The 23,160-nt window shown below is 44.5% G+C and carries 24 protein-coding genes; 7 read left to right on the forward strand and 17 right to left on the reverse strand.

Going from position 1 to position 23,160, the window contains the following annotated elements; translation table 11 throughout:
- The first annotated feature begins 45 nt into the window (after window positions 1–45).
- Together VX941_07065 and VX941_07070 are read left to right on the forward strand one after the other, a co-directional pair.
- On the forward strand, window positions 46–1,140 hold the full coding sequence (locus VX941_07065) for a cobalt-precorrin-5B (C(1))-methyltransferase (GenBank protein ID MEE2933169.1): 1,095 nt from the start codon (window positions 46–48) through the stop codon (window positions 1,138–1,140).
- Window positions 1,140–1,883 (forward strand): cobalt-precorrin-6A reductase, encoded by a 744-nt coding sequence (locus tag VX941_07070; GenBank protein ID MEE2933170.1) that lies wholly within the window; start codon window positions 1,140–1,142, stop codon window positions 1,881–1,883. The genes VX941_07065 and VX941_07070 overlap by 1 nt, the downstream gene beginning before the upstream one ends.
- Here the strand turns inward: VX941_07070 and cobM are convergent.
- The 7 genes from cobM to VX941_07105 are packed head-to-tail and all read right to left on the reverse strand — an operon-like array spanning window position 1,880 to window position 10,182.
- Window positions 1,880–2,641 carry a precorrin-4 C(11)-methyltransferase gene (gene cobM, locus VX941_07075; protein MEE2933171.1) on the reverse strand — a complete coding sequence of 254 codons (762 nt, stop codon included), beginning with the start codon at window positions 2,639–2,641 and terminating at the stop codon, window positions 1,880–1,882. The two genes, VX941_07070 and cobM, sit on opposite strands and share 4 nt — an antisense overlap.
- Window positions 2,638–4,464, reverse strand: coding sequence for a precorrin-3B C(17)-methyltransferase (cobJ, locus tag VX941_07080; GenBank protein ID MEE2933172.1), 1,827 nt, complete (start codon window positions 4,462–4,464; stop codon window positions 2,638–2,640). Before cobJ ends, cobM begins: the two co-directional genes overlap by 4 nt.
- Window positions 4,461–5,159, reverse strand: a complete 699-nt coding sequence (gene cobI / locus VX941_07085) for a precorrin-2 C(20)-methyltransferase (protein MEE2933173.1) — start codon at window positions 5,157–5,159, stop codon at window positions 4,461–4,463. Before cobI ends, cobJ begins: the two co-directional genes overlap by 4 nt.
- On the reverse strand, window positions 5,156–6,382 hold the full coding sequence (cbiE, locus tag VX941_07090; GenBank protein ID MEE2933174.1) for a precorrin-6y C5,15-methyltransferase (decarboxylating) subunit CbiE: 1,227 nt from the start codon (window positions 6,380–6,382) through the stop codon (window positions 5,156–5,158). The genes cobI and cbiE overlap by 4 nt, the downstream gene beginning before the upstream one ends.
- Window positions 6,379–6,987 (reverse strand): precorrin-8X methylmutase, encoded by a 609-nt coding sequence (locus VX941_07095; protein ID MEE2933175.1) that lies wholly within the window; start codon window positions 6,985–6,987, stop codon window positions 6,379–6,381. The genes cbiE and VX941_07095 overlap by 4 nt, the downstream gene beginning before the upstream one ends.
- 34 nt (window positions 6,988–7,021) lie before the next feature.
- The gene (gene pdeM, locus VX941_07100; protein MEE2933176.1) at window positions 7,022–7,711 is read right to left on the reverse strand and encodes a ligase-associated DNA damage response endonuclease PdeM; all 690 of its coding nucleotides are present in this window, start codon (window positions 7,709–7,711) and stop codon (window positions 7,022–7,024) included.
- Entirely contained in the window at window positions 7,708–10,182 is a 2,475-nt protein-coding gene (locus VX941_07105) for a ligase-associated DNA damage response DEXH box helicase (protein MEE2933177.1), read from the reverse strand. Before VX941_07105 ends, pdeM begins: the two co-directional genes overlap by 4 nt.
- 279 nt (window positions 10,183–10,461) lie before the next feature.
- Between VX941_07105 and VX941_07110 the strand changes: the two genes are divergently transcribed.
- Entirely contained in the window at window positions 10,462–11,514 is a 1,053-nt protein-coding gene (locus tag VX941_07110) for a TIGR03617 family F420-dependent LLM class oxidoreductase (protein MEE2933178.1), read from the forward strand.
- 32 nt (window positions 11,515–11,546) lie between these two features.
- Here VX941_07110 and VX941_07115 read toward each other — a convergent pair whose 3' ends face one another.
- The 4 genes from VX941_07115 to VX941_07130 all read right to left on the reverse strand — a co-directional run bounded on the left by VX941_07115 (window position 11,547) and on the right by VX941_07130 (window position 14,061).
- Window positions 11,547–12,695, reverse strand: coding sequence for a thiolase (locus VX941_07115; GenBank protein MEE2933179.1), 1,149 nt, complete (start codon window positions 12,693–12,695; stop codon window positions 11,547–11,549).
- A gap of 6 nt (window positions 12,696–12,701) precedes the next feature.
- The gene (locus tag VX941_07120; protein ID MEE2933180.1) at window positions 12,702–13,082 is read right to left on the reverse strand and encodes an OB-fold domain-containing protein; all 381 of its coding nucleotides are present in this window, start codon (window positions 13,080–13,082) and stop codon (window positions 12,702–12,704) included.
- A gap of 100 nt (window positions 13,083–13,182) precedes the next feature.
- The gene (locus tag VX941_07125) at window positions 13,183–13,623 is read right to left on the reverse strand and encodes a VOC family protein (GenBank protein ID MEE2933181.1); all 441 of its coding nucleotides are present in this window, start codon (window positions 13,621–13,623) and stop codon (window positions 13,183–13,185) included.
- Window positions 13,624–14,061, reverse strand: a complete 438-nt coding sequence (locus VX941_07130) for a VOC family protein (GenBank protein MEE2933182.1) — start codon at window positions 14,059–14,061, stop codon at window positions 13,624–13,626. It lies immediately after the preceding gene.
- Window positions 14,062–14,444: 383 nt separating this feature from the next.
- Between VX941_07130 and VX941_07135 the strand changes: the two genes are divergently transcribed.
- Window positions 14,445–15,428 (forward strand): 2-dehydropantoate 2-reductase, encoded by a 984-nt coding sequence (locus tag VX941_07135; protein MEE2933183.1) that lies wholly within the window; start codon window positions 14,445–14,447, stop codon window positions 15,426–15,428.
- A gap of 9 nt (window positions 15,429–15,437) precedes the next feature.
- Here VX941_07135 and VX941_07140 read toward each other — a convergent pair whose 3' ends face one another.
- The 6 genes from VX941_07140 to VX941_07165 form a co-directional block, all read right to left on the reverse strand.
- Window positions 15,438–16,190 (reverse strand): tetratricopeptide repeat protein, encoded by a 753-nt coding sequence (locus VX941_07140; protein ID MEE2933184.1) that lies wholly within the window; start codon window positions 16,188–16,190, stop codon window positions 15,438–15,440.
- Between the two features lie 30 nt (window positions 16,191–16,220).
- Window positions 16,221–18,053, reverse strand: coding sequence for an ABC-F family ATP-binding cassette domain-containing protein (locus VX941_07145; GenBank protein MEE2933185.1), 1,833 nt, complete (start codon window positions 18,051–18,053; stop codon window positions 16,221–16,223).
- Window positions 18,054–18,606: 553 nt separating this feature from the next.
- The gene (locus VX941_07150; protein MEE2933186.1) at window positions 18,607–19,032 is read right to left on the reverse strand and encodes a hypothetical protein; all 426 of its coding nucleotides are present in this window, start codon (window positions 19,030–19,032) and stop codon (window positions 18,607–18,609) included.
- Between the two features lie 354 nt (window positions 19,033–19,386).
- Entirely contained in the window at window positions 19,387–19,740 is a 354-nt protein-coding gene (locus tag VX941_07155) for a hypothetical protein (protein ID MEE2933187.1), read from the reverse strand.
- A gap of 101 nt (window positions 19,741–19,841) precedes the next feature.
- Window positions 19,842–20,102, reverse strand: coding sequence for a hypothetical protein (locus tag VX941_07160; GenBank protein MEE2933188.1), 261 nt, complete (start codon window positions 20,100–20,102; stop codon window positions 19,842–19,844).
- A gap of 53 nt (window positions 20,103–20,155) precedes the next feature.
- A complete protein-coding gene (locus tag VX941_07165; protein MEE2933189.1) occupies window positions 20,156–21,364 on the reverse strand; it encodes an MFS transporter in 1,209 nt (402 codons plus the stop codon).
- 128 nt (window positions 21,365–21,492) lie between these two features.
- On the opposite strand from VX941_07165, the gene VX941_07170 reads away from it, so the two are divergent.
- Genes VX941_07170 through VX941_07180 form a run of 3 tightly spaced genes read left to right on the forward strand, consistent with a single transcriptional unit; the run spans window position 21,493 to window position 23,021 of the window.
- Window positions 21,493–22,260: a metallophosphoesterase gene (locus tag VX941_07170; GenBank protein MEE2933190.1), complete on the forward strand. Its 768-nt coding sequence runs from the start codon at window positions 21,493–21,495 to the stop codon at window positions 22,258–22,260.
- Between the two features lie 32 nt (window positions 22,261–22,292).
- Entirely contained in the window at window positions 22,293–22,550 is a 258-nt protein-coding gene (locus tag VX941_07175; protein ID MEE2933191.1) for a GIY-YIG nuclease family protein, read from the forward strand.
- 3 nt (window positions 22,551–22,553) lie between these two features.
- Window positions 22,554–23,021 carry a GNAT family N-acetyltransferase gene (locus VX941_07180; protein MEE2933192.1) on the forward strand — a complete coding sequence of 156 codons (468 nt, stop codon included), beginning with the start codon at window positions 22,554–22,556 and terminating at the stop codon, window positions 23,019–23,021.
- The last annotated feature ends 139 nt before the right edge of the window (window positions 23,022–23,160 follow it).

Raw genomic sequence — 23,160 nt, forward strand, 5'->3', positions numbered from 1 at the left:
AGCTCTAAACTAGTTTCGTTATAGTTTCGGTTGTAGGAAAATTATATGGAAGACATTCTGATAAAAAATAAAAACACCTTGAAGAGGGGTTGGACCACGGGAGCATGCGCACTGGCCGCCACACAGGCTGCATATACAGCACTTTTAACTGGTACGTTTCCAGATCCGGTAAAAATTTCGTTGCCTCAAGGAGAAACTCCATCATTCCCACTTGCACTCGAAAACCATGTCGGCGGAGTAGCGAAAGCAGGTATTATTAAGGATGCAGGTGATGATCCGGATGTAACTCATGGTGTTTTGGTGATCGCAGCTGTGCGCTTAATAAAAGACAATGAAGTAAAGTTCGTAGGTGGACAAGGTATTGGTAGAGTAAGTTTGCCCGGATTACCATTACCTGTCGGGGAGCCTGCTATCAACCCTAAACCGCGCGAAATGATTTGCTCTGCAATACGTAAGCTTGCGGATCAGTATTCTCATGCCGGTGGAGTAGAAGTTGAAATTGCCATTCCGGGAGGAGAGGTGCTTGCGGAAAAGACATGGAATTCTAGGCTCGGCATTACGGGAGGCTTGTCGATTTTAGGCACCACTGGAGTAGTAAGACCATTTTCTTGTTCAGCTTGGATACACTCAATTCATCGAGGCATTGATGTTGCACGCGCTAACGGGTTGCAACATATAGCTGGATCTACCGGTAAGACCTCAGAGTCGGCTATTAAGGAGATCTATAGCCTTCCAGTGTACGCTCTTGTCGATATGGGTGATTTTGTGGGTGGTATGTTAAAATATCTTCGCCATAATCCGGTTGCCCGAGTAACAATCGCTGGTGGATTTGCTAAAATAACAAAGCTTGCCCAAGGATTTCTGGACTTACATTCTGGCCGTAGCCAAGTAGATTTTGAGTGGCTAGCGAGTTCGGCCGATGCATTGGGGGCCAGTTCAGAGCTAATTGATAAAGTCCGAAATGCAAGAAGCGCGGGACGTGTGCTACAGCTGTCACAACGGTATAATATTTCAATTGGTAATTGGGTTGCTAATCGTGCTGCAGAGACAGCACTCCGTGTTCTAGAAGATAGTCGCATTAAATTAGACGTCCGTGTCTTTGATCGGGGGGGGGCCTTGGTAGGGCAATCCAATGTATAGTGTATAAAGTATTAATTCTTGGTGGCACGTCGGAAGGGGGCGCATTAGCTAAAAAACTTAGTGAAGACCCAATTTTAATTCCGATTACTTCGCTTGCTGGACGCACCCGTGGGCCAAAGGTTGTGCAAGGGCTTCTGCGCCAAGGAGGTTTTGGTGGTGTTGAAGGATTGGTGAGATATCTTATATCAGAAGAAATTTTTGCGGTGTTTGATGCGACCCATCCCTTTGCCAGTCAAATAACTAAGAATGCTATTTCTGCATGTAAAAGCGCAAAAGTACCCCTAGTGAGGCTTACCCGAGAACCATGGGTAGCTGAAACTGGTGATGATTGGGACAACGTTGAAAGTATAGCGCAAGCTGCAGATTCTATACCGGTTGGTGCACGAGTATTCGTCACCACTGGGCGGCAAGAGCTTGAGCCATATTTCAAACGTAATGATATATGGACATTAGTCCGGGTCATCGACATGCCAACAAAACAACTTGAGTTAAGCAAAGGTAAGTTTATAGCGGGGAGAGGGCCATTCTCGGTAGGGGAAGAAATCGATTTGATGCGGGCTTATCGGGTTGACCTGTTGGTATCAAAAAATAGCGGCGGGCAATCCAGCTATGGGAAAATTATAGCTGCTCGTCGGCTTGGTCTGCCGGTGATAATGGTTAGTCCGCCAAAATTAAATTTGGAAATTGTCATTTGCTATTCGCTCAGAGAAGCCTCTGAATGGTTAAGAGGGCAAATCAATTAGGACTTTTTTGGACGCAAAATATGAGCGTGGTGAGGATTATAAAGTGCGCTGTCATTGAAATTTTTAGTATCAAGTACAGGGCCAATAAGGATTAAGGCTGTGCGGGTGATTTTGGCGGCTCGTGCTTGTTTGGCCAGTGTGGCAAGTGTGCCGCGCAATATTTTCTGCTTTGGCCAACTTGCTTGGTAGACTATGGCAGCCGGGCAGTCAGCCCCATAAAAAGGTTCGAGTTCGGTTCGAATTTTTTTTAAGTTTCTGATTGAAAGGTGTATTGCCAAAGTTGCCTTTGTGCGCCCGAAATTTGCTAGTGTTTCATTTGATGGCATTTCGCTGGACTGCATGGCGGTGCGCGTCAAGATCAGGGACTGGCTGATCCCAGGAAGAGTGAGCTCTGTTTCTAAAGCTGCTGCGGCAGCTGCATATGCTGGAACCCCAGGTGTTACATCAAATGGGATACCACGTTCACTTAATTGTCGCATTTGTTCTCCAATCGCCCCATATAATGAAGGATCCCCGGAATGTATTCGAGCAACGCTGAGATCACGGTCATAGGCATTGGCCATTATTTCTATTATTTCGTCTAACGTCATTGAGGCGGTATCAAAAACCTCCGCATTAGCCGGTGCATTACTTATAAGAGCTTTCGGCACTAAAGACCCCGCATATAAGCAGATAGGTGACTGCATAATATATTTCTTTCCGCGCACTGTTATGAGGTCTGGGTCGCCAGGCCCGGCGCCTATGAAATGTACTTTCATGATTTAGATAAATTTTCCTTAAATTTTGTTACATAGCCACGAGGCGTATATACCCGTTCTGGGCCGCATCCATTGTCCAATCTACATGTTTGATTGGACCCGATTAGTATGACCGTAAACATATCTATTTTACTGGGGTCGATCATTTTGAGCGTTGAGATATGGATTGTTTCTTCTGGTCGTCCCAATTGCCGTGCAATAACTAACGGAGTATCTAAAGATCGATATTTCGATAGTATCTTGATCGCACTTTTTAAAAGAGATCTACGCTTATTTGAAGCTGGATTGTAAAGTGCAATTACAAAGTCAGAAGATGCCGCTGCTTTTAACCGTTTTTTAATTTGGCAACTTGGTGTAAGTAAATTAGAAAGCGAAATAGCGCAAAAATCATTCCCAAGCGGTGCTCCAATACGACCTGCTGCTGCTTGCAGAGCCGAAATGCCTGGAGAGACCCTTATATCTACCCATCGCCACTCGGGTTTCGCAATTTTATGTATTGTCTCAAAAACTAAAGCACCCATGGCATAGATGCCTGGATCACCAGATGAAACTAGCGAGACTATCCTGCCCTCTGCAGCGAGATCGAGAGCTGCTTGGACACGTTCTATCTCTTTCCCCAACGGAAACCCATGAAGAGTTTTAGTTTTCATTGTGGGGCTTAATTGATCCAAATACCCACCGTAACCTACGATGTCAGTTGATTGAGCCAGCAGTGTTTCTGCCTCCAATGTTCGCCAACCTGTGCCACCAGGTCCTAAACCAACAATCGCAAGCTGGCCTCTCGCTCTGCCTAGACCCGTTGCATCAATAGGGTTGATCGACCTTGCTATTGCACATGTCGCTCTGTCAGATTTTTGTTTTTCTATAAATAGGTCACTTTTCGAACCAGCAGCGGTCAGTGCCGCTGCTTCCGCAACCCCGTGACAACCTACTGCCTGGAAGACTGTGTCTGAAGGATTACGGATACGTCCTTTTTCAGATTCAAGTCGTGTGGCGTTAAAGAAACGAACCGGACGATCCAAGGTGGTGCCAAGCTTTAAAATAGCCGGTTCATCACATTTCAAATCCAAGGATACTATTACGGCAATCGCACTCAGGGAAATATTAGCTTCATTGAATGTCCTTTCTATTAGAGATTGAAGCTCTCCAGGATCGCAATTGCGTTCGCAACCAACACCAAGTGCTAATACCTCCTCCGTGAAAATCAATTGATTGGGACCGCCGGACTTTTTTTCGATCCCTGAGATGATTTGCAATGTTCCAGATTTCGACAAAGGAGGATTGGCTGCCGTAATCCAGCGTGGCAAGTTTGCTGGTTGGATTTGAGACCCAGACAGCATTTGTGCAGTGAAGTGCTTTAAATCGTGCTGGTTTTGAAGATGATAGCCGGGTGGGGGGTCGTCAAGAGCGACTCCGAATTGAGCTTCACTAGCAGTAGTAATCGCAATCGTAGAATTAAGAATGTTGGATATTTCTGTTGCTATTCGGTTCCCCCCGCGATGACTGCCAAGTAATGGAACCGCAATACTTCCATCTTGTGCTACAGCGATAACTGGCGGTTCTGATGACTTTTGAACTAATAGTGGTGCTAAAGCACGTATGAGTATTCCGCTTCCGCATAAACCAATAATTGGCTGGGTCCTTTGGAATAATACTTGTAAGTGGGAACTGGTATTTTCAAAAAGCACATCTGCATCGTTAATGCGCCCCAATAATCCGTGTATTTCACTCTCTGGTAATGAGTTTGCCAACTTGCGAGCGACCGGTAAGGCTGAGCCACTTATCACTACAATGGCTGGTCCCTTTTCTAGCCGGCACGTCATATTTCTCCTCGCCTTTTAACAAGTATCATCGAAAAGTATGGCACTTCTAATGGATCAACATTGTCCAAATTCTTTATTTTCTCATTCGGTAGTGTTGACCGTTCGATATAGTATGATTTTTTCTCTAGGTTCATAGTTTCTAGTAAATTTCTTATTCGGGAAAAGTGTCTCCCTATTTTAATAATGGCCGCAGTATCAGCAACCTGTAGGCACGCTTTTAAGGCTGTGTCCGGCAAAGGAGCTGGCAGAATGCTAAGAACGTCATTTCGGGCCGAAAGAGGCTGCCTCAATGATGTAGAACAGGACATTAACGAAGAGATCCCCGGCACCACTTTTATTGAACATTTTTTGGCTAGGCGAAAAAACAAATATTGAAATGAGCCATAGAAAAATGGATCCCCTTCACAAAGGACTGCTACATCTTTTCCCTCTCGCAAACGTTCAAGTAGCGTTTTAGCGGCATGGTCATAAGCTTGCTGGGCCGGTTCGTACTCTCGCTTCATCGGGATAGCTATGGATATTTCCTCTTGTGACTCTTTGATATAATCAGACACTACACCCCTAGCGAAACTCGGTGTGCCTTCAAGGCATGGATAGGCAATAACAGAAGACCGTTCTATGCAGCGAATTGCGCTGATGGTTAACAAATCCGGATCGCCTGGGCCAACCCCTACACCATACAAAATACCCGTCATTGTGTAATAGCCATACGGCCTTTAGTCACACGCCATTGCAGTGTCGGCATGAGTGTTTTCCAACCGGTATGTTTGCCCAATGGGTAGGTTTTCGAAATGGTAATACGCGTCAGGTCACCTCCAAAGTTTTGGTGTAGCTTGATTAACATTACCTCGCTTTCAGTGGTTACAGCGTTAACCACTAATCGACCGCCAATCCTAAGCGCTTGCCAACAGGCTTCGAATACTCCGACGTTGGATAGGCCGCCTCCAATAAAGATTGCGTCCGGAGTTTCAAGTTTTTCCAGGGCTTTGGGTGCTCGACCATTTATTATTTTCAGATCTGGTGTGCCAAGCATGACGGCATTCTTAGCTATAAATCGTAGGCGTTTCTCTTGGCATTCTATTGCGACGGCACGTGACCGTTTGTCGCGCCGCATCCATTCGATGCCAATAGATCCACAACCAGCCCCTACATCCCAAAGAAGTTGTCCTGGTGCCGGCATTAAAGCAGTAATAGAAATCGACCTAATGTCCTCTTTCGTAATTTTACCATCATGAGAAAAAGCATCATCAGCAAGGCACGAGAGTCGCGATTGTTGGGTGTGCAACGGTTCCGCAATACATTCAACCGCAATTGTATGTAATGGATCAAAGTCAATCTCCAGCCAATCATTAGCTTTTCCATGAACAGTGCGTTCCGCCGGGTTTCCCATGCGCTCAAAAACAGTTATATTGCTCTCTCCGAAGCCTCTTTTGACAAGTTTTTTGGCGACCATAGAAGGCGTTGACCCGTTATGGGCAAGAATTAAAAGTTTGGCCTTTGGCTGTATCACAACTTCAAGTAAAGCGTCGTTGCGTCCATGAAGGGTAATAAAGTCAATCTCTTCAAAAACCCAACCAGTACGGGCAGTGGCCAGGCTAAATGCTGATGGTGCAGGTATTACATTGATTTCGTCAATTGACACCCATTTTGTTATTAGGTTTCCCACGCCATAACAAAATGGATCTCCGGTTGCTAAAACACAAACTTGTTGGTCACGATATCGAATAAGATCGTCCATTGAAGAATGTAGAGGTCTTTTCCATGGTAAGAATGTTTTTTTCCCTTTAGGGACCATTGCGAGGTGTCTATGACCGCCGAAAATTATGTCGGCATTATCAACAATTAGGCGAGCAGCGGATGAAAGGGACTCATAACCTTCCTCTCCAATCCCTATAATGGATAACCATTGATTCGTCATTGTGTGTCCAAAATTATTGTATTTACAGCGGCAGCTGCCATGGCGCTGCCCCCTCGCCGACCCTTTAGTGTCATAAATGGAATGCCATGTTCAATAGTAGAAAGAGCCTCCTTTGCCTCCGCGGCTCCCACAAACCCAACTGGAAACCCGAATATAGCAGCTGGCCGTGGTCCCCCTTCTTGCAGAATTTCTAATAACCTAAATAAGGCCGTTGGAGCATTCCCGATCGCAATTATCGAACCGTGCAGGTCGGGTCTCCATGCGTCAACGGCGGCTGCGGATCTGGTCATATTTTTTTTTGGCGGGGTGGTGGGTAAGGTGCAAATGACCTTGTTCTTGTGAGTTAGTTTATCAGTCATTATTCCACTCTTAACCATGCTGCAATCAGCGAAAATAGGTTTCCCTGAGGAAAGTGCTAAGCTAGCTGCTTGCGCTATGTTTTCTGTTGCTCTCAGGTCGTCGGTGATTTCGGGCATACCGCAGGCATGAACTAGCCGCTGTGCTATACGGATTGAGTCTTGGGGAAGACCTGAAAAGTTAGTTTCAGAGGTGAGAATAGCAAAAGAGCGGCGATAAATTGCTTGAGGGTCCTTTAAATAATGCATCCTGTAGTCTAGCTGCCCAAGCAAATGCAATCAATTATCGTTCATAGTTTTTAAGCACAGTTTTTGGGAAAGTGAAAACTTTGCGCTGGCCGAGAATCAAAACCATATAATTATCACTAAACAAAGCTTTGATAGTTGGATGAGAGATGTCAAGCCCTCCCGTATACGTTCCAAAAGCAGGCATTATAAGCCTATCCGTTCCATCTGAGATGAAACAGCGGGCACTCAATTTTTTCCCTTTTATTTTAATTTTTGCTTTTGGGTGGAAGTGGCCAGATATTTCGCCTTTGGTCCCCCCGCCCATGGTAATATGGCGGAACATTAAATTGGCAACACTCGTCTGCGTGGTAATCTTGCCGCCAAGAGTGGGTGTTGGGGTGGGGTCATGATTGCCTGTAATCCAAATCCAATCATATAACCGGGTGAATTGGCGAATAATGTCTTTTTCTTCTGGCCCCAAACGGCTTGATGCCTCGTTATCATGAAAGCTATCGCCTAGGCAAATGACTCGGTCAGGGGCGTAATGTGTTAAAACGCTATTCAATACTGAAAGCGTCTCAATGCTGTCATATGGAGGTAAGAATATCCCCTTGCTAGCAAATGAAGTTCCCTTCGCAAGATGCAAATCAGATACGACAACAGTGTTTTTTTCCGGCCATATTAATGCGCCGGAAATATCAGCTAGCATTCGTTCTCCATTAAATTGGAATTCAGTACTGCTCATGAAGTTTCTTCTGTAGCGAACGCCTCTGATATCAAAGAGGTTTCTGCCTCATCTAAGAGCATATCTTTATGTGAGCCGCCAACTGTCTCCCGCCCAATTTCCAGCAAGATAGGCACTGATAATGGTGATGCGCGTGAGAGTTCCTGATGGACAATCTTGCCTTCAACTCTTTTAAGCATTTTAGCTAAACGCTTGATATCTGTGAGCCCGCGAGCGGCGTCACTTCGTGTCACCTTTAGCATGATGTGGTTTGGTTCATAGCGGCGAAGGGTATCGTATATTAAATCTGAACTCACTGTCATTTGCCTGCCAGTTTTGGATGTTCCAGGATGATTGCGTTCTATTAAGCCTGAGATCGTCGCCACTTCACGGAAAGTTCTGCGGAGAAGTGAAGAGTCAGCCAACCATTCTTCAAGGTCGTCACCTAGCATATCTTCGTCGAATAGTTCGTTTATATCTGTTACTGGATGTATGCTCCAAATCGCAATATTATAATCGGTGCCAACAAAGCCAATTGGTCCAAGCCCCAAACGTTCCATTCGTTTTGTTAGAAGAATACCAAGCGTTTGGTGTGCCTTACGGCCTTCAAAACAGTAAGCTACTAAAAACGCTTTGCCAGATCGTTTGAAAGTTTCAACTAGTAGACCATCTCTCTTTGGCAATACTGACATCTGAGACTGAATGTCAAGCCAATCACGAACCTGATGGGGAAGTTTTGACCAGTTTTGGGGATTCGCTAAGATAGACCGCACTCGATCAGCAAGATGTGTAGAAAGTGGCAGTCTTCCACCCTGGTACGATGGGACCTTTGGCTCACCTCCAGTGGCAAGGGATGTAGTCACCGTCGTATTCCGGATCCCTTGGAACTTCAATACGTTTCCGCCAAACATAAAAGTATCACCGGGTAGCAATCCAAGAACAAAGTTTTCCTCGATTTTTCCAAGTATTTTTTGTTTGCCAACCCGAACTTGCAACATTTGTGAATCCACAATTGTTCCAATATTCATTCGCACGCGTCTTGCTACTTTTTGCGAAGCAATTTTATACGTCTGGTTTTCGATGTTTTTCAAGCGCCGCCATTGCTCGTATGTCCGAAGTGCATAACCTCCATGGTCTATGAAAGCTAAGATATCGTTAAAAATATCACGTGATAAGCGAGCGTAAGGTGTGGCGGTAGTGATTTCGCTATACATTTTTTGAGCTTCAAAACTGCGGGAACATGCCATTGCTAGCATATGTTGGGCCAACACATCATAACTGCCTGGCCGAGGAGTCTCGTCGTCTAGCGTCCCCTCAATCGCGGCTTCCAAAGCCGCCGTGCATTCAAGAACTTCAAATCGATTTGTTGGCACTAAAAAAGCGCGACTTGGTGTATTAAGACTGTGGCCTGCTCGACCAATACGCTGGATTAAGCGGCTAACACCCTTTGGTGCACCAATCTGGATCACAAGATCGACAGCTGCCCAATCAACCCCAAGGTCTAGTGACGATGTGGCAACTACTGCTTTTAGACCGCCCAACGCCATTTCCTTTTCTACTCGAAGTCGTAATGTCTTTGCTAAGCTCCCATGATGCAGCGCTATCGGGAGGCACTTTTTATTTGCCCTCCATAATGCTTGAAATGTAATTTCTGCTTGGGCTCTTGTATTGACGAAAATTAGAGTAGTTTGCGCTTTTTCTACTTCTTGGTAAATCTCTTCCATCGTGTGGAGTGCCGAATGACTATACCAAGGTAGCTTTTGTTTGCTCTTAAGGAGATTAATCTTCAATTTCGCGCGAGACGAGCCATCCAAGCGGTTAACCAAGTTGGCCTGCCCTTGTGGCGCTAACCATGCTGATAACGCAATAGGATGAGCGATTGTAGCAGATAGCCCAATTCTCTGACATTTAGGCGCTAGCTGTTGTATCCTAGAAAGGCCAAGCGCTAATTGGTCACCCCTTTTCGTGCCCGCTAATACATGAATTTCATCAATTACTACTCTTTTTAAAGTTTTGAATAATATTGGAGCGTCATGATACGAAAGAAGTAGAGTAAGGCTTTCAGGAGTGGTGAGGAGTATGTTTGGCGGTTTTTTCCGTTGATGTTGGCGAACGATCTGTTTTGTATCTCCTGTCCTTACGGATACCGAGATAGGAAGGCTCATTTCTGATATCGGCACATCCAAGTTCCGTTGGATATCGACTGTCAGAGACTTTAACGGCGATACATAAAGAGTGTGCAAACTATCTTGGGGGTCATTTGATAACTCTATTAATGTAGGTAAAAAACCCGCAAGCGTTTTGCCGCCGCCGGTTGGTGCTGTAATTAATGCATGAGGCGACTGTTGAGCAATTTCGAGTATTTTCAATTGGTGAGGGTAGGGGCTCCAGCCATGGGATGCAAACCAATTCTGAAAAATCGCTGGCAATAGAGCAAGTTTTTGTACACGACAGTATCGTGCCTTCTGGTGGTTGGAAGCAAGGTGGACCATTTAATGATTCTGTGTATAACTGGTCTACTTTTCAAGTCGAGAGCAAAATATAGTTAAAACAGGTATTACAAAGCTTTTGGAAATTGCTGTGTGCATAATGCAAGCCCCCACGGCTGAGACTTCTACTCGAGCCCAAGAAGCAGTTTCCAATTCAGGCGATTAGGGTTAATTACGCTAGGGCGCATATAGCCCAGCTGATAAAGGAAAAATGATTGCTGCATGAAACTTAAGAGGTTATTCGGCAGCCTAAACAAATGTATTTAATGCTGGAGTGTTACTATGCGTGTTATGGCACTTTTGCCTCAACAGAATCTGGGTGCCGCTAAAGCAAGTGCTCTTTATTATGAGGAATTAGGCGTAGATGGACTGAAAACCTCTGAGTTATCACATGATCCCTTTTTGCCGTTAGCAGCTGTAGCAAATGCAACAAACCGCGTAGAGCTAGCAACTGGTATAGCGGTTGCATTTGCGAGAAGCCCGATGGTTACGGCGATGATGGCAAATGATCTGCAATCCAGCTCGAATGGCCGTTTTGTGCTTGGGCTCGGTAGCCAAGTTAAAGGACATAATGAACGCCGATTTAGTGTACCTTGGAGTGCTCCAGCCCCTCGAATGAGAGAATATGTTGCGTCATTACGCGCTATCTGGCGTTGTTGGGAGAAAGGGGAGAAGCTTAATTTTCAGGGCGACCATTACCAGTTTGATTTGATGACACCTGTTTTCTCACCAAACCCTTCTGGCAATTCAATGGTTCCTGTTACATTGGCGGCGGTGGGACCGGCGATGATACGGCTTGCCGCCAGCATTGCTGACGGTGTGCGGCTGCATTCTTTTTGTACAGGTAAATACATGCGAGATGTTTTGTTGCCAGAGCTTGAGGCGGGCTGGAAAGCGAGCGGAATGGCTCGAAAGAACTTCGAAGTAGTGGGAGGGGGTTATGTAATTACTGGCCCGGACGAGAAAACGGTTGCGCAGCAGTTTGAATGGGTGCGTGAACGTTTAGCATTCTATGGGTCGACCAGAACATATCTACCAGTTTGGGCAGCCCATGGTGAACAGGAATTGGGATTGAAGCTGCATAGCATGTCAAAGAAAGGGAGATGGGGGGAAATGGCCCGAGAACTTTCTGATGAGCATGTAAATCTTTTTGTTGCTGCTGCGACACACAAGGATATTGTTGGATCTATTAGAGAGCGCTACGATGGTGTTTCAGATACGATATATATAAATCAAATACCAGGCGTGGACCCCAAAATTCCCCCAGACTTACTCCAAGAAATGAAGAATATTCCTGTCGCGTTTAAAGGATTTAGAAATCGATATAATGATTAATTTTATGACCACCTGCGCCCAGAATATTTTATTCAAACAGCACTTGAATTGCCAAGAATTACAGTGCATTGGCTTGATAAGACACCGCCATTGCCGTGAGCCAGCGCGACATCAACGTCTTTAACCTGACGTTCACCGCACTGGCCGCGTACTTGGCGCGTAGCTTCAATGAGTAGAAATAATCCATACATACCTGGATGACAGTATGAAAGGCCACCGCCAGATGTATTAACGGGCAGATCTCCACCGGGGGCAATTCGTCCATTCTCAACAAATGACCCACCCTCTCCCTTTTTACAAAAGCCCAGATCTTCCAGAAAAAGAAGTGTTGTAATAGTAAATGCATCGTAAAGTGCTAATACATCTATATCCCCTTTAGAGACACCAGCCGCTTCAAAGGCTTTTTTGCCTGACTCAACTGCAGCAGTGGTTGTCATATCATCCATACTGCTGATGTTTGCATGCCCAATTTGTTCGCCCGTTCCCAAAACAAATACTGGGGGCTGTTTTAAGTCTTTAGCGCGGTCAGCAGATGTTAAAACAATTGCTCCGCCACCGTCTGTAACGAGGCAGCAGTCGCGAATGGTGAATGGATAACTTATCATGGGGGCGTTTAAAACATCGTCAATGGTAAGTGGATCACGATTGTAGGCAACAGGGTTCATCATGGCCCACTTCCGCGCAGCGACGGCGATCTCGGCTAGTTGCTCGCGAGTGGTGCCAAATTCATGCATATGGCGTGCTGCCGACATTGCATACGCTGATGGTGGCATCATCGGCTTAAAAGGGTCCTCATACCAAGCTAACTCCCGTTGGCTAGTCGCAGCTCTGCTCATAGAACGTTGGGTAGAGCCGTAAACAATCAGAGCCACCTTACATTTTCCGGTTGTTATGGCGGCAACTGCATGGCTCACATGAGACATGAATGATGAACCGCCGATTTGTGTGGAGTCAATGAAATTAGGTTTGATGCCGAGGTATTCGCAAGTGCCCAAACCAACCATACGTGATTGACTGGTGGCTGCGAAGACACCATCAACATCTTGCAATGTTAGCCCCGCATCATCAAGGGCACGGATTGCTGCTTGTCCAATCAAGTCCAAGTGGCTTGTGTTTTCTGCTACTTTACCCAAGTCGGACTCAGCCGCTCCCACCACACAAACTTTTCCTTTTAAATCCATTTTCTATTACTCCACAGGCTGGAAGACTGGGTAGGGATCGCTATCATTATCATCTTGATGCACCTTAACCTTCACCCGCATGCCAATTTTGACATCCATAGGATCCACGGTTTCAATGCGGCTCATAAGTCGAAATCCTTCATCCATGTCTATCAGCGAAACATCGTAGGGCTCTTTGCCACGAGGACACACCGTTGTTGTTGAATAGACTGTTCCGAGACCTTTACTTACTTTCCATTCCAGATCTGTATTGCCGCTTATCGGCGCGACAACGCGAGGATAAAAAACCACCTGACCGCTCTCACTACAAATCTGATATGCAAGTTCGCCTTTTTTAAGGTAATCCAAGTACTGTTGGCGTGGTGAAATGCCAGTTAAATCAACCATTCACAGACTCCCATTCGTCTATTTATCTTTACTTTAGCCGCGGGTTTGTATTGAAGCAAGGCGATGTGATCGTTTAAAAAATTTAGGTGCACTGACAAAATCACCAAACCCCTATGTTGTCCATTGAAGACCATGGTTCTTGTTTTGGCAAACTTTCACCTTTTTGCAATAATTCTATAGAAATGCCATCTGGTGATCGGATGAAAGCCATTTTTCCATCTCTTGGTGGTCGATTGATTGTGACTCCATTGTCTAGAAGCTTTTGGCAAGTCAAATAAATGTCATCTACCGAATATGCAAGGTGTCCAAAATTGCGACCACCATCATATTCTTCAGGATCCCAATTCCAAGTGAGCTCGAGTACGGGAGAATCATTTAATTTTGCATTTCCAAGATCTTCGGAAGCCGCCAAAAAAACTAATGTAAATCGGCCGGTCTCACTCTCAATACGACGGGTTTCGGTCATGCCCAAGTTCGAGGTAAAAAAATTTATGGAATCCTCAAGGTTCGTAACTCTTATCATGGTGTGAAGATATTTCATTTACCATTCTCCAGAGTTTTGCATTGACGCCCAAGGTTCTTGTTTAGGTAAACTTTCCCCTTTTTGTAGCAATTCTATGGATACTCCGTCAGGAGTTCTCACGAAAGCCATATGACCGTCACGAGGTGGACGATTGATAACCACGCCTATTTCTATGAGTGTTTTACATATGGCATAAATATCTTCAACCTCGAAGGCAAGGTGTCCAAAATTTCGACCACCCCTATATTCCTCGGGGTCCCAATTATACGTGAGTTCCAAAGTGGGGGATCGAACAGCCTCTGCCGATGCAATGTCATCTTTTGCAGCTAAATGCACATTTGTGTATCTACCTTTCTCGCTATCACGTCGCCTTATTTCCTTGAGTCCAAGTGTCTGAAAAAAAATCAGTGACTCCTCAAGGTTTGAAACCCTTATCATTGTGTGCAAATAGCGCAATTTTTTCTCACTGGTGTTAAAGATATTATATTACTTAGGCTGTGAAAAAGTGACTATGGTACGCCGCCAATGCAGCAAAGAACGGTAAAGAATTTGATAGGTAAAATTTTTATATATTAGTATTTTCAGGCTAACAAATTGGGCATGGTGATACAAAGAACTCCTCACTGCTTTCCCCGCAGTAACCTGAGCCATGAATTTGCCTGAATTAATCAGACATGACAAGTTGATTGATCTACGATCGTGGGGCAAATATGGTCGATTCAGCTTACATTAGACGCTGGAATGCATGATCGCAAACAACTATTATGGGGTGGCTGTGTGAAACCAAATAGGTACCCCTAAGCCAATCTTAGAATGAGGTCCATGGAAATGTTTTTCTCATGAAAGTTTGCATTTTTGGAGCTGGCGCTATAGGGAGCCACTTTGCCGCTCGTCTTTCGGCAATTGGTGTCGATGTTTCTTGCATTGCACGTGGCAAACAACTCGATGCAATACGTGATAACGGCATTACGTTGCACAGAGTTAATCAAGAAACGTTGCACGCAAAGGTAAATGCAAGCGATGACCCGGCTTCACTTGGATTGCAAGACCTTATTATTGTCACGGTCAAAAGTTATTCATTAAGTGATATTGTAGACCAAATGAAGGAACTTTTGGGCCCTGAGACACCGATTATTTATGCGCAAAACGGCATTCCGTGGTGGTATTTTTATGGCCTTGATAAACCTTCAAAGGAGCGTAGGGTCGAGAGCTTAGATCCAGGAGGCCGCCTTTGGGACGAACTTGGTGTTCACCGTGCTATTGGCGGCGTAGTATATTCTGCCAATACTTTAGAAAGCCCAGGTGTTGTAAGAAATACAAGCCCGGGCCGCAATTGGCTACAAATTGGTGAGCCAACAGGTTCAAAATCAGTTCGTCTAAAAAAAATTCATGATGTCTTTCATGAAGCCGATATGGGCCCGCTTTCTAACGACATTCGCTATACTGTGTGGGACAAGTTGATGAGTAATATGGCCACTGGTTCTATTAGTTGTTTAACACATAGTACTACTGATGAATTACAGCAAAACGATGAAACGCATGCCCTTGCTATTGGAATAATGAAGGAGGCAATGGCAATCGCGAATAGCCTAGGTACATCAATCGACATAGACCCAGTCGAACGTTTTAAGTTGACCAAGGGGGGATCGCATAAGGTTTCAATGCTGCAGGATCTTGAACGGCTTCATCACATGGAAATAGACTCAATGGTTGGTGTCCCTCTCGAGCTAGCTCAGAAAGCTAATATTAAAGTGCCTATTTTGAGCGTGGTCGTGGCTCTTTTAAAGCACAGGGCACACCTTTTAGGGCTCTATAATACCTAGTGGATTCTATCAGCACTCGTGATTGCCTTTCCTACACGGTACCCAGTTGGCTGCTCGTGATGAGGCCTCGTCAATCTGTTTTTGTGTCATGTGCGACTTCAACTGAGCATCCGTGGCCTGTGCCTCGATATTACCTCTAAAAGCAGATAGTGTATGCCATTTGTAGCTCTCAATGATGTCAAGCGTCACACCTCGGCCCTCAAAGTAAAGTTTTGCTAATCTTAACTGTGCCTCCGCATGGCCAGTTTCTGCCAACGCTTTTATTATTTGAGCGGCCTTTCTATCGTCACCCAATCCCGTCCGATCATCTGCAACTAGGTCAGCGAGTTTTAAGCGAGCCTCGGCAACTTGAGGGGGGGGCATTTGCCACCATACTTTATCACGTTCTATTCCTGCCTTTTTACGTCCATGTAACACAGCCAAGGATAGCCATACGTATGCGCGAATTAGGTCTTTATCAACGCCTTGCCCGTTATAGTAGAGCATTCCAAAAACATGTTGAGCAGGTGCGTAACCATTAATTGCCGCCATTTCGATATAGCGAGCTCCAGAATTGGGATCGGACTCAGTCCCTTGCCCATTAATTTGCATTACTCCTACGTAATATTGTGCTTTTGTCATGCCATGGTTAGCGAGATCGACCCACTGAGTAAACGCAGTTTTGTAATCACCCTTCTTGTAAGCAACAAGAGCCTCCATGGGGCCTGCGGATGCCGGCCCTAAGATGCCTAGGATCAGCATTAAGAACATAAAGTATCGCATTCCGCGCTCCTAGGTACTGTAATTTATAAGTTAACCATTTTTCTGTTGGTCCCAGTCCTCTTGCAACTTCGCCCAAGTTTTTTCAGCTTTCGCAAGATCTTTTTCGATTCGGCCAAGTTGTTTTTGCAATAGAATTGATCGATCTAAGCTATCATCATAAAGAGCAGGGTCAGCCATGCTCATCTGAAGTTTCTTTTTTTCACTGTCTAAAGTTTCAACCATATTTTCTGCATGGGCCAGCGCTTTTTTAAGTGGTGCTAAATTAGCTCTCGTTGAGGCAGCTGCACGGCGTTGTTCTTTGCGGATATGACGTGAGCTATCTGGCCTATTAATAAAAACCTTACCACTTTGTCGGTTCAGTAACAGTTGACGGTAATCTTGTACATCACCATTAAAATTCTTCACAGCGCCGCCTTGTACTATCCAGAAATGGTCTACCGTTAGCTCAATAACATGGGGGTCGTGGCTGACAATAATTACAGCTCCCTCAAAGCAGTTTATTGCTTGGATTAGAGCTTGACGGTAATCCACATCAAGATGGTTAGTCGGCTCGTCAAGTAAGAGTATATGTGGTTTATTGCAGCTCATGAGGGCGAAAAGAAGGCGCGCTTTTTCTCCACCAGACAGAGCTAAAACTTGTGTTTCTGCGCGGTCTTGATCAAAGCCAAATCTTCCAAGATGGCTTCGCAATTGAGTATCGGTATCTCTGGGCCTGTTACGGGCAATTTCAGATATGGGTGTTCCCTTAATATTGAGTTCATCAGTTTGATGTTGCGCAAAGTATCCAATGCGAAGTTTACTAGATATTGTTTTTTTTCCGGTAATGGGTTTGAGGTGTCCGGCTAGCAGTTTGATTAGTGTAGACTTGCCATTTCCATTGGCACCTAAAATCGCGATTCTGTCATCGCTATCCAGTCGAACGTTGATATCACGCAAGACAGGCTCAGTGGTATAGCCAACATCTACTTTTTCCAAGGTTAATAAGGGAGGCGAAAGAGGGGATGGTGTTGGGAATATAAATTTTCGGTTCTGATCAGTTTGTAGATCGGCAATGGGTTGCAATCGCTTTAATTTTTTCAATCGAGATTGTGCCTGTTTTGCCTTGCTTGCCTTGTAACGGAAACGATCGATGAAGTTTTGAATATGGGCGCGCTCTTTTTCCTGTTTTTTGCGTTGTTGAATATTCTGCTCCAAGCGCATGCGGCGTGCATTTTCAAATTTGTCATAGCCACCTGAATAAAGGGTCAATTTACGCTTTTCAAGGTGGAGAATTTCTTGAACCACCAGATTTAATAAATGACGATCATGGCTCACAACTATGAATGTCCCGCGGTATTGCTTCAAAAAATCCTCTAACCATAACGTAGCCTCAAGATCCAAGTGGTTGGTTGGTTCGTCCAAGAGCAGCAAGTCAGGTTTAACAAAGAGAAGAGAAGCGAGAGCAACGCGCATGCGCCAACCACCAGAAAATTCGTGGCATGGGCGATGTTGGGCAGCATCATCAAAGCCAAGCCCTGCTAGAATCCTTGCTGCCCTCGCCTCTGCACTATGGGCCTCTAGATCCCACAGTCGATCATGGACTTGAGCCAGACGTTCAGGATTACTTATATCTTCAGCATCTTTTTTTAGCTTAGTTAGTTCTCTGTTTGCTGCGAGCACAGTATCTAGTAACGAAAGGCAACCTTCTGGTGCGTTTTGGGTTGTCATACCTAATTCCCATTTTTGTGGGAAAACAATGTCACCTCCAGATGGGCTTAATTGACGCATGATTAGCTTTAGCAACGTTGTTTTGCCGGTGCCATTTTGGCCAACAAGACCAACTTTATGACCAGCAGGTATGCTCACATTAACTTCGTCAAGCAATACTCTGTCGCCTACACGATACGTTAGATTTTTTAAATTTAACATGAAGTGTTATTTATCACGGTGAAGAGTGAGCAGGAAAGAATGCATCTTGGCTTTATACTCAAAATCTGTCGTCTTTACTAAATTTCTGACAAAGTGAACGATAATATTTATGAGTTTGGGTTTGCGATTGAAAATGAGCGGGCTGACATTACTGCTCAAAGCAATCAATCCTAAGCAAAATATAAGCGTGCAAGTTTTGACCAACAAAGTGTAGGCAGACTTTCGCGAATGTATACTGTCCAATTACAAGCAATGGCCAAAACCCTCTACATTAAGCGCCAAAAAAGGTGTATGGAATTAAATGTAATGCTCTATCGCATTGAGCGAAGAATGTACGGTATTTGCGATGGATAAGTGGAGAATATCCCGGAAAAAAATACCAGAGCAACCCCGCTACATGAAAATGCATTCAGTGTATCGTGTGAATTTCATTAAGTATGGATTAGAGTTTTCGAGCGGTTACCTAAGCCAACGTATTATCGCAAGGTACAATAAATGATCGGTTTTTTTAGGAGTCCGGGGCCAATGCTTTTATCCAACGATCTTCAGCAATGAATTGAGGAAACTCATCCCAATAACCATGGAAGTGTTCTACTCGTCCTTTTACAAAACGACCGTTCTTGATTTGCACTAAGATGTGGCGCAATTGATATGTTTCATCGTAACGATTGCAAATATACCAGACGCCGATTCCCTCAAAATTAAAATTCACATCTATGTCAAGCGAAGCATGTTTGTCACTGCATTCATACGTTATAAAATCGATGGGCCCCTCGTTTGGCATGCGAGCATCATATATTGCAAAAATACAATTATCCGCGCTTGCGGTTAAGTGCTTAATTTCATCTGCAAGCAATATTTCCAGTGAACACTTTGTTTCCAAACTTTTTATCGATGGATTTTGTTCAGAGACTATTTGATGATTTGCGAGCATATAAAAACACCAATTTAGTAATGAACCTGATATTACATGAATATTGGTTGTAATTCAATAAAAATTTGTACAAAATTCAAACAAAATCAAATAAAAAAAGGTAATTTACATATCTATTATTTCAATAAATATAAAATAAGAAGTTTTTTACATTTATTATATGTTCCATCCGGGTATTGTTTTGCATGTCATATGAAAGATTATGGGTCATGGATATATAAAATCACCCATTTAGACTGTGATGCTAGTTCCTCGGCTATTGGTGAATATTTAATCCCAACAACCTGCTCTCTCTCCATTATTTCTGTTATTGCTGAGGAGCAGATATATCTCTACTTCAGGTGTCGAACTATGCTAGGGCATTCTCGCTAAATAGACTGTTTGGGTCTCAGTGGTGCCGATCAGCGAATTTTCAAAAGTTATTGGTATGGCATCAGCTTTACCAACTGCTAATGCAAGCCGATTGGTAAAGGTTACATCAGGAGCATCATTGGACCAGAGCCCAAATACGCCGCCTGACAGGGGATGTTGGTTGATCGCTGTGAGGCCATTTTTCTGATAAAAAAAATAGTTAGCCGGGGCTAACCATTGTTTAGGTGAGTGATCGATGTCAACTAATATAGCGTGAAAACGCCGGCATGCATTATTAGGATCAAATCCGGTCTTTGATAGAATAAGTTCGAAAAAACTCCCGCCACAAAGCGACATCTTTGATCTAATGTTATGTGATTATTACTCGGAATAATGTGAGCACGGTGCCAATCGATGACTGCAGGTTGTTTCTCTATTACAAGAAGGTCATGTATCTTTTAATTTTTTAGAACGGTAGCTACTGTAAAACCGAGGCCTAACCCTCCAATAACAACATTGAGACTATCTGATTTAAGTTTTTGTCGACTGAGATCCGCAAGCGCTTCTTCTGATTTATGAAAAAGACTAGTCATTAAAAAGTCATCACCGAGTTTAACTTCATAAACATCAGAATTAAGGCGTAATTCATGTCTGCGTTGCAAGATTAAATCGCCCAATAGACTTTTGCTATGACCTAATTCCTCAAAAAGCATAGCCATCATTCTCTCCGAAATACATTCAAATGAAGATTTCACATTACAGAATGCGACTTTCAAGCTTTATTTAAACGGGCTAGTGGCCTTTCATCTATTGGTAAATGAATAATCGCACTTGCGGCAGCCAAAGCAACAGCAGTCCACCATACAATCGCATAGCTACCAGTGCTGTCAAAAATATAGCCGCCAAGCCATATCCCCACAAATGCACCTAACTGATGGCTCAGGAAAACAATCCCGTAGAGCATCCCCATGTATCGTAGTCCAAAAATCTGGCTTACTAGGCCAGATGTGGGCGGAACCGTGCTTAACCAGAGAAGACCAATAAAACAGGAGAAAACGATTACAGTTAAAGGAGTGACAGGGAATAGAAGAAAACAACACATGACCAAAGCCCGGCCACTGTAGATTGCAGATAATAAATATTTTTTTGAGTAGCGTCCGCCCAGCCAACCCGATGTTGCAGCTCCAATCATATTACAAAATGCTATCAGCATTAATGCCGTAGCACCAAGACCTGGCGCTGCGCAACGGTCATGGACAAAAGCTGGCAAATGAATAGCAACGAAAGCTACATGGAAACCACACACAAAAAATCCGGATGTAAGAAAACGATAGCTTCTATGATAGAAAGCTTCCCGAAGTGCCTCGCGTATATTAATATTATTATCTTTGGCAGTATCCTTGGTAATTGCAGATGATGTGGTCAATGCTATCGGCACAATCAGCATTGCTATTATAGACAGCATGAGCAAGCTAGTAGGCCAATCAAGTTCGCTAATGGCTAGTCTACTTGCTGGGACCAATAGGAGCTGTCCCCCCGTGCCACATGTTGTGATGATACCTATCCAGAGGCTGCGTTTTTGTTCGGGGGCCACTTTGCTCACAGTTGCAAGTACTAAGGGCATCCCACATGCGCCAAGCCCGATACCCATCATAACGCCGGCGCTCACAAACATAAGGAAAGGGGTTGATGCAAGGCTCATGAGTAGCAGCCCCAATGAGAATAACAACCCTCCAACTGCTAAAGTTTTTGGCGGACCCCAACGGTCTGCTATTGCACCAAAAAATGGGGCGGCAAAACCGATGAGAAGATTTTGTGTTGCGAGAGCAAGCGAGAGAATCTCTCGCCCCCATCCCAATCCATCAGAGATAGGGCGCAAAAAAAGGCCCATGCTTTGGCGAATACCGAAGGCAGCAAAAATTATGCATGCAGCTGCAACCAGTACGAAAATGGGTCGGCGCACAAACTTTGAGTTGAACACTTGAGGTTCCTTCTCCTAGAACTCTCTCTGACGAGTACACCTGTCGGTTTTTACTGGCAAGTCGTTACATTTCGATGTTGGAAGGTAAGTAATGTACTAATAGATGGCTAGGCTGCTAGGATATGGGTATGACAAGAATACTTCACTGGACAGACATGCATATGCGCCTCCAATTACCTGGTACGGCAAAAGATCCGTCTCGGCTTTCGCGAAAAGTTCCGGCTCTTTTAGAGCGTCTGAAGGACAGGATTTTAACTCACGCGCCCGATGTTTTGGTGCTGTCTGGTGATTTGCTCGATGTCCCGGCATCAGTAATTAATGGCAAAACACCAGATGAACGGTCTCTTAGTGACTGGCTCAACGATGTGAGATCGGACCTGATTTTTATAAAAGAATGGTTGTTGGCAGTTGGGATACCATTCGTTGTGGTGCCTGGAAATAATGATGATGAAAAATCTTTTGCAGAAGTTTTTAACGGTTACGGGTCTCCTAACGATATTGCTGGATTACGTTTCTATTGTTTTTGGGACAGGTTATCTACTGAACAGCAACCAACTCGTGATAAATTCAATGCAGCTCTTTTCCATGAAGCAATTTCAGGTGACGAGCATGAGTGTGCACAAGTGCATGTGCAGCATTACATGATACATCCGCCGGTTTTTGCAAAGAACAAGCACTATCAGTATACGACTGCTGTTGATTTAAAAAAATCAATAGATCAATCGGGTAGGGTGCTTGCCGTTCTATCGGGCCACTATCATCCTGGGACACTGGTCGAGGGAAAAGTTCTACATTCTGGCGCCCCCGCATTTTGCGAGAAGCCTTTTTCATACCGTGTGTATGATCTGGACAAACAATTGCCTGCCAGGGTTGAAACCTGCATCTTAGACAACTGAGGTCAAAATAATTGAGCTGCTATGTCTATGTTATTGGAACTTTAGAGCGCCGCGCTCAAAGTACAAAAAGGGTATGCCGTACTTATGTCGGATGGACAAATGATATTGATGCACGTCTGGCTGCCCACAATGCAGGAGTTGGTGCGCGTGCGACTCGCGGTCGTAAATGGAAGTTACTCTACGCTGAGAGTTACCAAAGTAAGAGCGAAGCAATGAGCCGAGAATGGCATTTGAAACGTAACCGCAAACTTCGCCGAGACATCGCTAGTGTGATGACACAGGGAGAGTAATATATGTGTGAGTGCGATATTATATTCCGTCGGGCCGTTCAGGCTGATCTCTGTGCAATTGTCAAAATGCTCTCAGACGATCCCATAGGCGTAGCGCGTGAGGTTCCAGCAGAGCCTCTCCCAAAGGTTTATTTGGATGCATTCCGAGCAATTTCAGTTGATGATAACCAGCTATTAGTAGTTGCGGTAAATAGCAAGACCATAGTGGGCACTATGCAGCTAAGCTTTATCCCGGGCATAGCTCGCACTGGAATGTGGCGAGGTCAGATAGAGGCAGTGCGGGTTTTGAAGAAATACAGAAACACAGGACTTGGCCGCAGAATGCTCTGTTGGGGTATAGAACGCTTTAAGGAAAAGGGGTGCGGCATAGTACAGTTAACAACTGACAAAAAACGCACAAACGCCCATCGATTTTATAACAGTATGGGTTTTGTTGCGAGCCATGAGGGTTACAAGTTAGTTTTGGGTTAGATGGGATAAATAATAAAACAAGCTCCTTTGCACTAAAATGTGTTTTAGCACTCTTTGTTATGACTGCAATTACGGTCATATTTAGGCACTCTATCAATGGCAAGTTTGATATTTGGGAGTATACACTCAAATGATGTAA

The organism is Pseudomonadota bacterium, assembly GCA_036339585.1.
Classification (GTDB): Bacteria; Pseudomonadota; Alphaproteobacteria; order UBA8366; family UBA8366; genus UBA8366.

Excerpts from the sequence above, each read along its gene's own strand:
- cobI (MEE2933173.1), bottom strand. The coding sequence starts at position 5,159 with ATGACGGGTATTTTGTATGGTGTAGGGGTTGGCCCAGGCGATCCGGAT.
- VX941_07180 (MEE2933192.1), top strand. The coding sequence starts at position 22,554 with ATGTGTGAGTGCGATATTATATTCCGTCGGGCCGTTCAGGCTGATCTC.
- VX941_07135 (MEE2933183.1), top strand. The coding sequence starts at position 14,445 with ATGAAAGTTTGCATTTTTGGAGCTGGCGCTATAGGGAGCCACTTTGCC.
- VX941_07115 (MEE2933179.1), bottom strand. The coding sequence starts at position 12,695 with ATGGATTTAAAAGGAAAAGTTTGTGTGGTGGGAGCGGCTGAGTCCGAC.
- VX941_07150 (MEE2933186.1), bottom strand. The coding sequence starts at position 19,032 with ATGCTCGCAAATCATCAAATAGTCTCTGAACAAAATCCATCGATAAAA.
- VX941_07140 (MEE2933184.1), bottom strand. The coding sequence starts at position 16,190 with ATGCGATACTTTATGTTCTTAATGCTGATCCTAGGCATCTTAGGGCCG.
- cobJ (MEE2933172.1), bottom strand. The coding sequence starts at position 4,464 with ATGACGTGCCGGCTAGAAAAGGGACCAGCCATTGTAGTGATAAGTGGC.
- VX941_07160 (MEE2933188.1), bottom strand. The coding sequence starts at position 20,102 with ATGGCTATGCTTTTTGAGGAATTAGGTCATAGCAAAAGTCTATTGGGC.
- VX941_07120 (MEE2933180.1), bottom strand. The coding sequence starts at position 13,082 with ATGGTTGATTTAACTGGCATTTCACCACGCCAACAGTACTTGGATTAC.
- pdeM (MEE2933176.1), bottom strand. The coding sequence starts at position 7,711 with ATGAGCAGTACTGAATTCCAATTTAATGGAGAACGAATGCTAGCTGAT.
- VX941_07125 (MEE2933181.1), bottom strand. The coding sequence starts at position 13,623 with ATGAAATATCTTCACACCATGATAAGAGTTACGAACCTTGAGGATTCC.
- cbiE (MEE2933174.1), bottom strand. The coding sequence starts at position 6,382 with ATGACGAATCAATGGTTATCCATTATAGGGATTGGAGAGGAAGGTTAT.
- VX941_07065 (MEE2933169.1), top strand. The coding sequence starts at position 46 with ATGGAAGACATTCTGATAAAAAATAAAAACACCTTGAAGAGGGGTTGG.
- VX941_07155 (MEE2933187.1), bottom strand. The coding sequence starts at position 19,740 with ATGTCGCTTTGTGGCGGGAGTTTTTTCGAACTTATTCTATCAAAGACC.
- VX941_07110 (MEE2933178.1), top strand. The coding sequence starts at position 10,462 with ATGCGTGTTATGGCACTTTTGCCTCAACAGAATCTGGGTGCCGCTAAA.
- VX941_07105 (MEE2933177.1), bottom strand. The coding sequence starts at position 10,182 with ATGGTCCACCTTGCTTCCAACCACCAGAAGGCACGATACTGTCGTGTA.
- VX941_07095 (MEE2933175.1), bottom strand. The coding sequence starts at position 6,987 with ATGCATTATTTAAAGGACCCTCAAGCAATTTATCGCCGCTCTTTTGCT.
- cobM (MEE2933171.1), bottom strand. The coding sequence starts at position 2,641 with ATGAAAGTACATTTCATAGGCGCCGGGCCTGGCGACCCAGACCTCATA.
- VX941_07170 (MEE2933190.1), top strand. The coding sequence starts at position 21,493 with ATGACAAGAATACTTCACTGGACAGACATGCATATGCGCCTCCAATTA.